A 13,483-nucleotide genomic window follows, 5' to 3' on the forward strand; every position below is an offset into this window, starting at 1 on the left:
AGCCACGGTAGCCGCTCGACCATCGTCACCTGCCAGCTTCCGATTGACCATTTGCACGCTGCCATTGGCCACGCAGACAAGCGGCTTTCGGCGGCGAATCCATCCTGTCTTGAGGGGGCGCTATATTTTCCATCTGACAACCTGCTATGCTGGACAGAACGGCCGGGTTCGGCCAAAAGCGGAAGTAGTGAGAATGAGGACAGATGGTTATGCTTCCAGTTATACAGATCTTCACAGCCATCATCAGTGTAGCGTGCGCCGTTATGATCGCCTTGTATGCAACGTGGTTGTTGATGCATCGGCTGAGGCAACGAGAGTCCAAACGCCTCGCGTTTAGGGATTGGGTTCGTCATCTCTTCGAGGCTGTTATGGGCCTCTAGGATTTATAGTGCTTGCAGCGGGGTGAATTTCCTCAAGCGGAACCTGGCAACGGCGGCAACCGGCCAGAAGCGGACAGTCGGCAATTGACCAATTAAGCTTTACTCAGAAAGTCAGCATGTCTCACCGTGATCCTTTTGATGTTATTTCATCCACCGTTGATCTGGATGATCCGGTAGCGCACGGTGATGCTCAACGCTTTATGGTTAACGCCCTGGCTCGGGTGATCGAATGTCTACCCGTTACCGCGCAGTCTTCTGTTTTGGCTGCTAAACGATATCTTGAGGGCGCGGCAACGGATAGCGAGGCCTTAGCTGTCCGGGTGAGGCTTTGGGAGACCATCCGAGGACGCGATATGTCGGATGACCCTGAGGTGTTGCGTATCAGAACCACGATTTGTGCGCTGCACGGCATGGACGCTGAAGCACCTTACGACAAGTTGGAGTACTTTCTGTTTTTTGGGAGCGCAGCGGCTTAAGCATGGTCGAGCTAGCTGGAGCTATGTTCGACACATACGGCGTTGTTTATCACGACGCTTAATCTGCTGCGGTGGCATATGTCGAATGCGTCAGATCTATGCCTGCTTCGGGGCGAATGCAGACGCGCTGAAGGTGTCCGGCAAGGCGTTATCGCTCGCCTCACCCCACCGGCTTCCTCTTCCCCTTCAACAAACTCCCCGCCGCATTTTCCTCGAACCGCCCAGCCTCTTCTATATAGCCATGCACGGTGCCGTCGTGGCGCCAGCCGCCCTGGCGCTTGATGGCCTGGAAATCGGCGCCGGCCCGGTGCGCGCTGGTGGCCATGCCGCGGCGCAGGCTGTGGCTCGATAGTTCCGGCACGTAATCGAGCCCGGCCAGCCGGGCGCAGCCTTCCAGTATCGTGTTGATGCTGCTCGCGTGCAATCCCTTTCCGCCCACATGGCCCCACTGGTTGACGGTGCGCAAGAGCGGGCCGCTGGCGATGCCCGCCACGCCCAGCCAGGCGCGCAAGGCCGTGACCGGGCAGCAGACGCCGTCGCCGAACGGGATCGCCTTGACGATACCTTCCCCCAGTTGATCCGTTTTCGAGCGGGGCAAGGTGATCACCAGGCCTTGCGGCTCCCACCGGATGTCTTCCAGCCTCAATCCCACCAGTTCGCTGCGGCGGAAAGCGCCAAAAAGCCCAGCTGCAGCAAGGCGCTGTCGCGCAAGGCCTTGTTGGTGCCCAGGGCGGCCAGCCTGGTGACGATCAGTTCCAGGTCTTCCAGGGCAGCGCCCTCGCCTTCCTTTTCGGCTTGCCGTGCAGGCGGGCGATGCCGGCCAGGGTCTTGCGCACGGTGGGCGTGGACGCGGGGTCGACAAAGCCCTGGTACACATGCCATTGCGACAGGGCCGTCAGGCGCAGGGCCAGGGTACGCGCGTTGAGGCCGTCCGCATACGCCATCAGGTAGCGGATGACGGTGGACTCGTCGGCGGGCAGCGCCCCGCCCCAGGCTTGGAAGTGGCGGATGGCGGAACGGTAGGTGCGGCGCGTGTTGTCGGAGGTGGCGGCGGCAAGAAATGCCTGGTGGCGCGCGGCCAGCTCGGCATCGATCAAGGCGCCGTGTAACGGCGCATCAGCGATTGCGGTGTTCTTTGACACGCCAACACGGCGTTTCAGGAGGGGCAAATCGGGCATGGCGGCAGCGAAATCGCGGTTTTGTACTGGGAGGGTCTCAGAATAGCATGCAAACCACCCCCATAACACGCGATAAGCAATCTTATCGTGAGTTATATTTATCAAGAACCATCAAAATTTATATCGTAATATTATTCGATATTACGTATCATGTACTACGTTACTAAATTTCGCTCATAGGTGATTTCATGGCCCGCACCGGTATTTTGTACTCTGATGTTATGAAAGCAGCCCAAATCGTCGCTGCCGATGGGCGCAATCCCACGGTCGACAATGTGCGCGAAGCGCTGGGCAGCACGGGCAGCAAGAGCACCATCGCGCCCCTGCTCAAACGCTGGAAGGAAGAATTCCAGGGCGCGGGCGCCGTGAAAACGGAGTCAGGCCTGCCGGCCGAACTGATGGAAGCGATGCGCGGCGTCTATGAAAAGCAGCAGCGCGACGTGGCGCAGCAGCTGGAAACGGGCATGCAGCAGAACCGCGCCGAACTGGACGCGGCGCTGGAAAAACTCAAGAAGACGGAAAGCGAACGTTTGAAATTGACGGAGGCGCGCGCCGCCCTCACCCAGGAATTGCGCGCCACCCAGCATGCGCTGGCGCAACTGAAGGAAGAACACCATTTCCGCGCCGTCACCCTGGCCACCCTGCACAGCGACAACGCGGGCCTGACGCAGCGCCTGGCCGACCGCGGCGAAGAAGTCGCCGCCCTGAACCGCCAGCTGGCGCAGGTGCGCTCGCAGTTCGACCATTACCAGGAAGCGGCCGCCGCGCAGCGCAGCGAGGAGCGGGCCCAGGCGGAGCAACGGATCAGCCGTCTGGAGCAGGACAACGCGCAGCTGCAGCAGCGCCTGCAAGGACAGCAGGCGACCCTGGTGCAGCAGGAGATGCGCCTGTCACAGATGCAGGCGGAACACGCGCGCCTGGCAGATGAGGCGGCCGCGGACCGCGCGGCGCTGGCCACCGTGCGCCCCGAACGCGACCAGTTTGAATTTCAATACCTGCAGGCGGCCGCCTCGGCCGACGCCCTGCTGGCCAAGCTCGATACGGCCTTGCTGGCGCTGAACGACGCCAAGGTGGCGCTGGCTGCACAGGACCGCCAGCTCGACATGCTGGCGGAAAATACCCAGGCGGCGCAGCAGCGCGCCGAAGCGCTGGCGCTGGAACGCGACGGCTTGCTGCGCGACAATGCCGGCATGGCCGCGCGACTGGCGTTGCACAACAAGGGGAAACGCGATGTTTGAACCCCGTCTACATGGTGTGGGATCTATGTGATGGTCCCGGACGGGCCGGGAGCCGCGTCCGAACCTATGCTCATAGGCGGCGGTTCAGCACGCTGTCGATATCGTGGGTTTTCAGCTCGACCTGGACCGCGCCGTCCTGCAGCCAGTAGCCGTCGCCTCCCCGCTGCAGCGCGCCCATGTCGAGCGTGCCCAGCGCTGGCGGGATGACGCCGGCAAGCAAGGCCGCCGCGTCGTCCCATGCCGCATACAGCAGTTTCAGGTACCAGCCGTCGTCGTGGGCAAAGGCGAGAAAGCGGCCACGCAAGGCGGCAGGCGGCGTGAGCGCGCCACGGTGGTCGAGCATCGCGGCCACGTCCGCGTCATGCAAAGCGGGTGCTGTGTCTTGCCAATCGGCCCAGGCATGGCTGCCGCAGGCGTACAGGTCTTCCTGGGCCAAGGCCGCCAATTGTTGTCGCGTCAAGGTCTGCCAGGCGGCAGGCCTTTTGATTGTGCCGGCGCGGCCCTTGCGCAGCACGATGCCGCCGGACTCGCCGAGGGCCGGGAGAAAATCCTTGAATTCGATGCCGGAAGCGACCAGCATGCGCTCGGCCGGGTCGTGCCAGATATACAGATAATGTCTCAAGTGGTCGTTCGTTTCGGTTTGGGTGTCGTATTCAAAGCCACGGCGGCGCGTATCAGCGCCTTGAACGCCGCGGCATCGAGATGCTCGCCTTCGTGGATGTCGATGGCCCGGCGCGTGTTGCCGTCCAGGCTGGAATTGAACAGGCCGGCCGGATCGGGCAAGGCGGCGCCCTTGGCGAAGGTGAGTTTCACGGCCAATTTGATCAGCGCGCGCACGGCGGCCTGCTGCTGGCCGACATCTCCTGCATGTAGGCCACGATGGTCTCGCGGTCGGCGGCAAACTGGCCTGCGGCGCTGCGCTCGATCTTCAGATTCACGAGGGGCAAGCGGCTCCTGCGGAACAACATCAGCCGATAGCCGTCGGCCGTCGATACCGGCCGCTCCCCCGCCGCCATCTTGACGACGCGCGTGGGCGCACTGCGCGGCGAGCAGCATGGGGATGGCAAGCAAATGGCGGAGTTTCATGGGGCGGTATCAGTCATCGGGCCTAGGTACTGGCAGGATAACCGTCAATCTTGCTAGGAGGCAAATGATTAGTTCTCATCCTCTACACTCCCTTGGGAATAGCGTCTTAATATGAAATTCACCTGGCGCGCGTAGCATTCAAATTGGCAAGGCCCTCAGTGTGCAGCGCCTGCCATTTTCCTGCAGAACCATGAATGACATCGCTTTGACCTTGCACCACGGCGCCGCCGTGCCACGACCTCCCGCCAGCGGGCACCGCCTGAAAGCGGCCCTGGGCGCCCTCTTCTTTCCCCGCCAGCGCACGCGTTGGCAAGCCTTCCTCGGCAGCATGCCGGGCTTGAGCTCGCTGGCGCAGCTGCATCCCTGCCTGCGCTTCAAGATTTACCGCCCGTACGCCTCGCGCCAGCTCGGTTGCGCGGATCGCCTGGCCTTGCTGGAAGGACATTACCGCTTCCTGTGGCAGGCGGGTGCGCGTGCGCTGGTCGAACGGGCCGCGCGCGAACCCGTGGTGCTGGCCGCGCTCGACGGCAAGGACGGGGCGCTGTACCGTTTGCAGCTGACGGCCATCCACGACAGCTACCGCGAGGGCGAACTGTGCCTGCGGCTGACGCGCGACGGCCTGCCCCTGTACCTGGCCAGCTTCTTGTTCGTGCCGCGCGCCGATGGCGTCTCGCTGCAGCTGGGCGCGCTGCAAGGCTTGCGCTCGGAAGCGGGCAAGCTGGCCGTCAAGGACGCCACGCGGGCGCTGCACGGTTGCCGTCCGAAAAACCTGATGGTCACGGCCTTGCGCGATTTCGGCGATTTTTTCGCCTGCAATAACCTGTTCTTGATCAGCAATGACAACCGCATCGCCCTGAATGCCCGGCGCCGCCGCCATATCGCCGCCGATTACGACCTGGCGTGGCAGGAATTGCATGCCTTGCGCATGCGCGACGGCAATTATCACTTGCCCTGCGCGGCCTACCGCGTGCCGGATCTGGCCGGGGTAGCATCAAAGAAACGCGCCGATGCGCGCCGGCGCGGCGAATTGCTGCAAGGCATGGCCGCCGACATGCGCGCGCAGCTGGCAGCCATGATCGCCGCACCATCTTGCCAAAACGGCTATCTTGCCGGTGATGCTGTTATGCTGTATTCCGACCAATCACTTTCCTGACGGAATCGACGATGCCTCCACGTTTACGCACCCTGCTGCTGCCCATCCTGTCCCTGTCCGGCGCCGCCGCCGTGGCCGCGCCCACCCTCGACGCTGCCATGCGGGAACGGGCGGAAACATTGGTGCGTGACGGCAAGCATGCAAGCCTGGTCATCGCCGTGATCGACGGCAAGGACAGCGCCGTGTACGGCTTCGGCCGCGCGCGACCCGGCGACAAGGGCGTGCCCGATGCCGACACCGTGTATGAAATCGGCTCCGTGACGAAAACCATGACGGGCTTGCTGCTGGCGGACGCCATCGTGGCGGGCAAGGCGCAACTGGATCAGCCGGTGGCCGAACTGCTGCCCGCCTACGCCATCCCCGCGCTGGCGGGCCAGAAAATTACCGTGGGCCAGCTGGCCACGCACTTTTCCGGCTTGCCCCGCCTGCCCGCCAACCTGGCGCCGGCGGACATGCGCAATCCCTACGCCGACTATGCCGAAGGCCAGTTGCGCACTTTTTTGGCCGGCCATGCGCTGGCGCGCGCGCCGGGCGCCGCGTATGAATACTCGAACCTCGCGTATGGCTTGCTGGGCGCGGCCCTGGCCATGCAAGCCAATATGTCTTACGAAGAACTGCTGCAGGCGCGCATTTTCCGTCCGCTGGGCATGGCCAGCAGCTCGGCAGTGACGACGCCGGCCCTGCGCGCGCGCCTGGCGCCCGGCCACCTGGCCGATGGCAAGCCGGCCGCGAACTGGGATTTCCAGGCCATCGCGGGGGCTGGCGCCGTGCGTTCCAGCGCGCGCGACATGATTGCCTACATGCAATCGTACATGCGGGCGAGCAGTCCCGCGCAGCAGCTGGCCGTGCAGCCGCGCCGGGTATTGGCGGGCGAAGGCGATGGCGACGGCGTGAAAAAGATCGGCCTGGCGTGGATGCTCGACCAGGTCAAGGGCGAGCCCTTTGCCTGGCATAACGGACAGACGGGCGGCTATGCCAGCTTTGCCGGCTACACCCTGGACGGCAAGCGGGGCGTGGTGGTGCTGAGCAGCACGGCGCGCGACGTCGATGGGCTGGGCGTGGGCGTGCTGCTGCCCGGCAGCCTGCCGCCGCCGAATGCCCCGGCGCCGAAGGAAATCGCCATCGCCCCGGCCGAACTGGCGCAATATGCGGGCCAGTATGCGCTGGCGCCCACGTTTGTCCTCAGCGTGCGCCAGGGTCCCGACGGCTTGCTGGTGGGCGCCACGGGCCAGGGCGAAGCGCCCGTGTATGCCAGCGCGAAAGACACCTTCTTTTACAAGGTGGTCGAAGCGCAACTGGTATTCCAGCGCGACGCCCAGGGTGCCATCACGGGTGTCGTCCTGCACCAGAACGGCCAGGCCATGCCGGGCAAGCGCAAACCTTAGCAAAGCGGCAAAAGTGGCATAAAACTCAGGCGCCCTTCATGTTGGCGCCGTATGCTTCCCAGGGCATGCCAGCCGCCTTATCCAGGCGCTGGCGCCTATGGCCCACCCTGGACAAGGTTTCCCATGACACCCAATTTCGCCCTTCTCCCCCTTTGCCTGCTCGGCGGCGCCGCCCTGGCCGCGCCCGTCCTGGACGACGCCGTGCGCCAGCGCGCCGAGGAACTCACGCGCACGGGCATGCTCCCCAGCATCGTCATCGCCGTGATCGACGGCAAGACCAGCGCCATCTACGGTTTTGGCAGCGTGCATGCCGGCAAGAATACCAAGCCGGGCGCGGACACCGTCTACCAGATCGGTTCCGTCACCAAGACCATGACGGCCTTGCTGCTGGCCGACGCCGTCGTCGAAGGCAAGGTGACGCTCGACGAGCCGGTGGCGGTTGTATTGCCCGGCTATACCATGCCGGCCTTCGACGGCAAGCAGATCAGCCTGCTCGACCTGGCCACGCATTACTCCTCGCTGCCGCGCCTGCCCGACAACTTCGCGCCGAAAGACCCCGCCAATCCGTATGCGGACTACACGGAAGCGCAACAGCGGCAGTTTCTCGCCGCCTACCAGTTGCCCCGCGCGCCGGGCACCAAATTTGACTACTCGAACATCGGCTATGCCGTGCTGGGCACGGCCCTGGCCGCACAGGGCGGCATCAGCTATGAAGCGCTGCTGCAAAAGCGCATCGCCGTGCCGCTGGGCATGCGCTCGACCTCGAACACGCCCACGCACGGCATGCTGGCGCGCCTGGCGCCCGGCCACTTGCTGTCGGGCGAGCCGACTCCCGCCTGGGATTTGAACGTGGTGGCGCCGGCCGGCGGCGTGTATTCGAGCGCGCGCGACATGGTCGCCTACCTGCAAGCGTACATGTTCAAGCCGCTGCGCCCGTATGCGCTGGCCATCCAGCCGCAGCGGGCGCTGGCGTCCGGCGGCGAGACGAAAATCGGCCTGGCCTGGCTGCTGGAGCAGCGGCAGGGTCAAAGCTACGCCTGGCACAGCGGCCAGACGGGCGGCTACACCAGCTATGCGGCGTTCACGACGGATGGCAAGCGGGGCGTGGTGGTCTTGACGAACGCGGCGCGCGATATCGACGCCCTGGGCGTGTCCGCCTTGCTGCCGGGCACGCCCTTGCCGCCGCTGAAAAAACCGCAAGCGGCCATCGAACTGCCGCGCGCCGCGCTGGCCGAGTACGTGGGCGAGTATCCATTGGACAAGGATTTCACGTTGACGGTGAGCCTGGGCAAGCACGGCCTGGAAGCGGCCGGCACGGGCGTCGGTTCGGCGCCCCTGTTTGCCAGCGCGAAAGACGCATTTTTCTTCCGCGCCATCGAGGCGGACCTGGCGTTTACGCGCGATGCGGCGGGCAAGATCGCCGGCGCCGTGCTCACGCAAGGCGGGCAGGACGTGGTCTTGCCGCGCAAGCAGTAAAACCTAGGCTGCCGGGTCCAGCATGAATTGCTCGACCCTGGCGACGAACTGCGCCTTGCTGCGCGTGCGGAATTCACCGAGGAAGGCGTCGCTGCCCTGGACGATCTTGCCGTGGCGGTCGTATGCCACCTTGCCCATTTCCAGCACGAATTCGCCGGCGGGATCGTCTTCCGGCTCGAAGTGCGAATTGAAGCAGTAACCGCTGTCGCGGCAGCTGCCCCACAGCAGCAGCGCGCTGCTGAACCATTGCATGGTATCCGGGCCAGGCTCCACCTCGAACAGGGTGTTGACGGTGATGTGCCAGCCGCCCGGGACGCGCAGCGGCTGCAATGGATAGGGAAAGCGTGGCTGTTTCATGTGGATGATGGCAGGCGGCGGCTTGCGTAAAAGGCGAGGAAGTCCAAGGCCGGCAGCGCTTTCGCAAACAGCCAGCCCTGGCCGAATTCGACCTTGCGTTCCAATAAATAATCGGCTTGCTGCCGCGTTTCGATGCCTTCGGCCACGATCAGCATGTTCAGGGTGCGGGCCATGTCGATGATGTGCGGCGTGACGCTGCTGGTGGCCGCGTCCGTGCCGATGGTGTCGACGAAGGATTTGTCGATTTTCAAGGCGTCGAGCGGCAGGTTTTGCAGGCTCGACAGGCTGGAATAGCCGGTGCCGAAGTCGTCGATGGCCACGGCGTGGCCCCGCGCCCTGGCTTTTTCGATGGTGGCGCGGGCCGCTTCCACGTTGATGAAGCCCCGCTCCGTCGCTTCCAGCCAGATCTGCTGCGCCTCGATGCCCGTGCCGGCCAGGGCGCGTTCGAGCACGTCGAGCACCCGCCCCGTCTCGATGTCGCTGGCGCACAGGTTGATGGCGATGTGCAGCCCGCGGTCGGCCAGCAGCGCGGCGCGCATGTCGGCGATGACGCAGGCGATCACCTGGTCCGTGATGGGCAGGATGAGGTCGCTTTCCTCGGCCACGGGGATGAACAGGTCGGGCCGTATCATGCTGCCGTCGGGACGGCGCCAGCGTATCAGCGCCTCGGCGCCCACGCACACGCCCGTGTCGAGCGCGATGATCGGCTGATAATGGACAAAGAATTCGCGCCGCTCGACCGCCGTTTCCAGTTCGCCGCGCAGCGACAGGCGCCGGCGCGACAGCCACACGACGACGCCGACGATGAAGGCGGCCATCAGCAGGCCCATCGGCAGGAGCAGCAGCTGTTCGCGGCGCAGCCTGTCGTTCAGCTTGCTGCGCGGTTCGATCATGACGGCCGTCAAGCCATCGCGGTACAGCATCGCGTGGATACTGCCGTCGGGCGCGGTGTCGACGGCCGCCGGCAGCCCGGCGAGCAAGCTTTGCACCAGCGCGGGGTCGGGATGGTGCAAGGTGTCGAGCACGCCTTCCTTGCCGATGGCCACGGCCATCTGGATATCGCTGTCGACGATGACGTCGGAAAAGCGCACGGGATCGATCAGCACCTTGTAGGCACGGTGGGACAGTCCCACCATGCGCTTGCCGCCGCTGACGACGGGGCGCAGGTTGAAATCGATGCCCATGCCGTTGGCCAGGGTGAAATCGGCGGGCGTGACGGCGATGCGCGCTTCTTCGATGCCCGTGGACGTGCATTTGAGCAAGCCGTTCTCCACGTAGCCGATATCGTCGATGCTGCGCGTGGTGATGGTGATGCGGCGCAATTGCTGGATATGCGCCTCCGAACACGGCGCCAGGTCCAGCGCATCGGCGCTGCGCAGGGCGACACCGGCCGAGGCGATGGAACGGTGGGCGCGCTCGAGCGCATAGCCGGCCAGCAGGCGCAGGCGTTCCTGCTCGCCCTGCTCGGCGCGCACGGACGACAGATAGAAGGCCAGGCTCAGTGGGGCGGCCACGCCGATGACGGCGACCAGCACGCTGGTCACGATAATGCGTTTTCTGCGCATGCGAATACCTGTGGTAGTTATATGATTGCTATGTATTGCTCGATGGCATCATATTACAGGCAGAGGCGGCGCACGCGGATCTTGCTGAAGAGTTACACTTTTTCCAGCTGTTTCTCCACGGTTATCGCCGGCCGCGCCAGCACGAACACCAGCGCCGCCACCACGCCCGCCAGCCCGCCGGCCAGGTAGAGCACGCTGGCAAAGCCGTCGATGAAAGCGTGGCGGGCCGCTTCCTGCGCCACGGCTTGCAGCGCGGGCGGCAGCTGGCCGAAGGCCTCGGCCGCGTTGCCGGCGACGATGCGCCCGATCATCTCGGGCGAGGCTTTCAAGCCGTGCAGCCACGCCAGCTTCTCAAACGAGGCGGCCGTGCGCATGGCCAGCACGGCGCCCAGCGCGCCCACGGCCAGCACGATGCCGACAAAGCGCGTGGTGGTGCTGATGCCGGAACCCATGCCCGTGCGTTCGCGGGGGATGCAGGCGAGGATGGCCTTCTGCGTCGTGCCGTTGAGTAATCCTGCGCCCGCGCCCGTGACGACCATGCCGGCCGCCACCCAGCCGTACTGCAGGCTGGCGGCGGCCAGGGCCGTGGCGACGTTGCCCACGGCGACGATCAGCAAGCCCGTTACCAATATGCCGCGGTCGTCCAGCACCCGCATGGCGCGCGGCGCCAGCCGGGACGCCGTCACCATGGAGACGGCGAACGGCAGCATGGCGCAGCCGGCCAGCACGGCGGAAAAGCCGAAGCCGTTCTGCAGGTACAGCGGCAAAAAGGTCATCATCACCTGCGCGGCGATGGCGTAGCCGAACATGCCCAGCACGGCGCCGACGAACACGCGCCGGCCGAACAGGCTCAAATCGACCATGGGCGCGCGCTGGCGCCGCTCCACCAGCACGAAGACCAGCAGCAGCGCCGCGCCCGCCGCAAAGCGCAGCATGGTGGCATGGCTGGACCAGCCCGCCACGCTGGCGTCGATCAAGCCCCAGATGATGCAGAACAGGCCGGCGGAAAACAGCAGCGCCCCCGCCGGGTCGAAGCTGGCGTTGGACGCATCCTTCGATTCGTCCACATGCTTGCGCACCAGCCACATCAATATGGCGACGACAGGCAGGTTCAGGTAGAAAATCCAGCGCCAGTTGATGGCGCTCGTGACGAGGCCGCCCAACAGGGGCGCCACCGTCATGGCCACGCCCATGGCCGCGCCCCACACGGACCAGGCACGCGCCCTCTCCTTTTCCGCGTGAAACGTGTGGCCGATGACGGCCAGCGCCGAGGTGAGCAGCAGCGCGGCACCGAGTCCCTTGACGGCGCGCGCCACGTTGAGCACGAACGGCGTCCACGCCAGGCCGCACAGCAAGGAGGCCAGCGCGAACACGGAGAGGCCCAACAGCATGACCTTGCGCCGTCCCAGGCGGTCGGCGATGCTGCCGGCCGGCAACAAAAACGAAGCGAACGCCAGCATGTAGGCGCTGACCACCCATTCCACATCGACGAAGCTGGCGTTGAGCGAGCGGGCGATCGACGGCAGCGAGACGGCGACGACGTTGGTGTCGAGCATGATCAGCGCGCACACGCCCGAGCAGGTATATAAAGTCCAGTTGGTATTCTTCATGCCTCGATTGTAAGCAGGCTGGTGTTATTTCCTGTTATAAGACAAGCGCCTTATAATTCACTCATGGTGAATACGGAAAAAGACATGGAATTGCGGCATTTCCGCTGCGTGCTGGCCGTCGCGCACAGCCTGCACTTCGCGCGGGCGGCGGCGGAACTCGGTATTTCGCCGCCCGCGCTGACCAAGCAGGTGCAGGAAACGGAACAGTTGCTGGGCACGCGGCTGTTCCAGCGCAGCAAGCGCGCCGTGTCCCTGACGGCCGCCGGCGAATTGTTCGTGCTGGAAGCGGCGCGCGCGCTGGAGCAGCTGGCGCAGGCGCAGGACGTGGCGCGCCGGGCGGGACGGGGCGAACTGGGACGGCTGGAAATCGGCTACGTGGCCTCGGCCGCCTATGCCGGCGTGCTGCAGGGCCAGTTCGCCCGCTTTCGCGCCAGCCACCCCGGCATCCATATCGCTGCGCGCGAATACGCGATGGACACCCTGCCCGGCTTGCTGGACCAGGGCCGCGTCGATCTGGCCTTCGTGCGCCCGCCGCTGCACCTGCCGGACGGACTGGGCAGCGTGGTCTTGCTGCGCGACCGCTTCGTGCTGGCCGTGCCGGCCGACAGCCCGCTCGCCGGGATCAACGTGGCGGCACCGGCCGCGCTGGCGCAGCAGGCCTTCATCGTGCCGGAACAGGAACTGGGCACCATGGAAGTGAGCCGGCGCGGCGGCTTTGCGGCGCAGGTGGTGTCGCGTCCTGGAAGCCTGGTGGCCGTGCTGACGGAAGTGTCGCTGGGCGTGGGCTGCGCCATCGTGCCCCATTCCGTGATGGCCAGCGTGCACCTGCCTGGCGTGGTGTTCCGCGAGCTGCAAGGGCCGCAGATCAGCTCTGAAATCGCCGTGGCCTTCCGCCGCCACGAACAGGCGCCCGCCGCGCGCGCCTTCATCGCCCAGCTGCGCGCTGTAGCGCTGGCTTAGCCTCGGTTCTTCAAGACGGCCACGGCATAGGTGCAAGCGGTGGCCGTTTCATTGCGGAATACGCAGTCGGCCGGCGGACCCAGTTCCAGGCAGTCGCCCTCGTCCAGCACGTGGCGCGTGTCGCCTTCGATGAAGACGAGGCTGCCGGACAGCGCCCAGATCAGCTGGCGCCGCGCCACATAGGCGGCGGCCGGCATGGCCACCACGGCGCCCGGCGGCAAGGTAATGTGCACGAGGTCGAGCGGCATGTCGGAGGCCGGCGACACGTGGCGCCGCACATAGCCGCTCTGCGGGTCGACCCACACGGGCTGCTCAAGCTTGCGCAGCAAGCGTCCCTCGCGCATTTCCGCGCGGGCGATCAGTTCGGACATGCTCAGGCCGAAGGCGCCCGACAGGCGCGCCAGCAAGGTGGCCGTGGGACTGCAGTCGCCCCGCTCCACCTTGTGCACCATCGCGCGCGACACGCCCGAACGGGCCGCCAGCTCCGTCAGCGACCAGCCCAGGCTTTCCCGCTCGAGGCGTACCCTGGCCCCGATGCGCTGGTTCAATTCGTCTGGTTTAGTGGACATGTATCGGCATCCATTCGGATTTTATTGGACAAGGCGTGGGCGCGGCTCTA

14 protein-coding genes and 1 pseudogene are annotated in these 13,483 nt (G+C 65.3%); 6 read left to right on the top strand and 9 right to left on the bottom strand.

All coding sequences use genetic code 11. The features are described 5' to 3' along the window. The first annotated feature begins 496 nt into the window (after positions 1 to 496). Positions 497 to 856 carry a hypothetical protein gene (locus tag ACRHIG_RS18250; protein ID WP_489627373.1) on the top strand — a complete coding sequence of 120 codons (360 nt, stop codon included), beginning with the start codon at positions 497 to 499 and terminating at the stop codon, positions 854 to 856. Positions 857 to 1,016: 160 nt separating this feature from the next. Here ACRHIG_RS18250 and ACRHIG_RS18255 read toward each other — a convergent pair whose 3' ends face one another. Further along, the gene (locus tag ACRHIG_RS18255) at positions 1,017 to 1,508 is read right to left on the bottom strand and encodes a site-specific integrase (RefSeq protein ID WP_489627374.1); all 492 of its coding nucleotides are present in this window, start codon (positions 1,506 to 1,508) and stop codon (positions 1,017 to 1,019) included. A gap of 97 nt (positions 1,509 to 1,605) precedes the next feature. After that, positions 1,606 to 1,998 carry a site-specific integrase gene (locus ACRHIG_RS18260; RefSeq protein WP_489627375.1) on the bottom strand — a complete coding sequence of 131 codons (393 nt, stop codon included), beginning with the start codon at positions 1,996 to 1,998 and terminating at the stop codon, positions 1,606 to 1,608. A gap of 257 nt (positions 1,999 to 2,255) precedes the next feature. On the opposite strand from ACRHIG_RS18260, the gene ACRHIG_RS18265 reads away from it, so the two are divergent. Next, positions 2,256 to 3,272: a DNA-binding protein gene (locus ACRHIG_RS18265; protein WP_489627376.1), complete on the top strand. Its 1,017-nt coding sequence runs from the start codon at positions 2,256 to 2,258 to the stop codon at positions 3,270 to 3,272. Positions 3,273 to 3,342: 70 nt separating this feature from the next. Here the strand turns inward: ACRHIG_RS18265 and ACRHIG_RS18270 are convergent, their stop codons facing one another. The 3 genes and pseudogenes from ACRHIG_RS18270 to ACRHIG_RS18280 form a co-directional block, all read right to left on the bottom strand. Beyond that, positions 3,343 to 3,894: a hypothetical protein gene (locus ACRHIG_RS18270; protein WP_489627377.1), complete on the bottom strand. Its 552-nt coding sequence runs from the start codon at positions 3,892 to 3,894 to the stop codon at positions 3,343 to 3,345. After that, positions 3,891 to 4,094, bottom strand: a pseudogene (locus ACRHIG_RS18275) (DUF1801 domain-containing protein); the annotation flags it as partial. The pseudogene ACRHIG_RS18275 and the gene ACRHIG_RS18270, both read right to left, overlap by 4 nt. A gap of 2 nt (positions 4,095 to 4,096) precedes the next feature. Next, on the bottom strand, positions 4,097 to 4,219 hold the full coding sequence (locus ACRHIG_RS18280; RefSeq protein WP_475417639.1) for a hypothetical protein: 123 nt from the start codon (positions 4,217 to 4,219) through the stop codon (positions 4,097 to 4,099). A gap of 329 nt (positions 4,220 to 4,548) precedes the next feature. Here ACRHIG_RS18280 and ACRHIG_RS18285 point away from each other — a divergent pair, with 329 nt between their 5' ends. From ACRHIG_RS18285 to ACRHIG_RS18295, 3 genes are all read left to right on the top strand, one after another. Beyond that, entirely contained in the window at positions 4,549 to 5,511 is a 963-nt protein-coding gene (locus ACRHIG_RS18285) for a VirK/YbjX family protein (RefSeq protein WP_489627378.1), read from the top strand. An 11-nt stretch (positions 5,512 to 5,522) separates the two neighbouring features. Continuing rightward, complete coding sequence (locus tag ACRHIG_RS18290; protein WP_489627379.1) at positions 5,523 to 6,896, top strand: serine hydrolase; 1,374 nt, start codon at positions 5,523 to 5,525, stop codon at positions 6,894 to 6,896. A 123-nt stretch (positions 6,897 to 7,019) separates the two neighbouring features. Beyond that, on the top strand, positions 7,020 to 8,372 hold the full coding sequence (locus ACRHIG_RS18295) for a serine hydrolase domain-containing protein (RefSeq protein WP_489627380.1): 1,353 nt from the start codon (positions 7,020 to 7,022) through the stop codon (positions 8,370 to 8,372). A gap of 3 nt (positions 8,373 to 8,375) precedes the next feature. Here the strand turns inward: ACRHIG_RS18295 and ACRHIG_RS18300 are convergent, their stop codons facing one another. The 3 genes from ACRHIG_RS18300 to ACRHIG_RS18310 form a co-directional block, all read right to left on the bottom strand. Next, entirely contained in the window at positions 8,376 to 8,729 is a 354-nt protein-coding gene (locus ACRHIG_RS18300; protein WP_475417637.1) for a hypothetical protein, read from the bottom strand. Beyond that, entirely contained in the window at positions 8,726 to 10,294 is a 1,569-nt protein-coding gene (locus ACRHIG_RS18305) for an EAL domain-containing protein (protein ID WP_489627381.1), read from the bottom strand. Before ACRHIG_RS18305 ends, ACRHIG_RS18300 begins: the two co-directional genes overlap by 4 nt. A 92-nt stretch (positions 10,295 to 10,386) precedes the next feature. Beyond that, positions 10,387 to 11,904, bottom strand: coding sequence for an MFS transporter (locus ACRHIG_RS18310; protein ID WP_489627382.1), 1,518 nt, complete (start codon positions 11,902 to 11,904; stop codon positions 10,387 to 10,389). Between the two features lie 84 nt (positions 11,905 to 11,988). Between ACRHIG_RS18310 and ACRHIG_RS18315 the strand changes: the two genes are divergently transcribed. Further along, positions 11,989 to 12,864, top strand: a complete 876-nt coding sequence (locus tag ACRHIG_RS18315; RefSeq protein WP_489627383.1) for a LysR family transcriptional regulator — start codon at positions 11,989 to 11,991, stop codon at positions 12,862 to 12,864. On the opposite strand, the gene ACRHIG_RS18320 is transcribed toward ACRHIG_RS18315, so the two are convergent. Next, entirely contained in the window at positions 12,861 to 13,433 is a 573-nt protein-coding gene (locus ACRHIG_RS18320) for a helix-turn-helix domain-containing protein (protein WP_489627384.1), read from the bottom strand. The genes ACRHIG_RS18315 and ACRHIG_RS18320 overlap by 4 nt on opposite strands. Positions 13,434 to 13,483: the final 50 nt, after the last annotated feature.

The sequence above is a fragment of the Janthinobacterium sp. C22 genome (assembly GCF_057919405.1).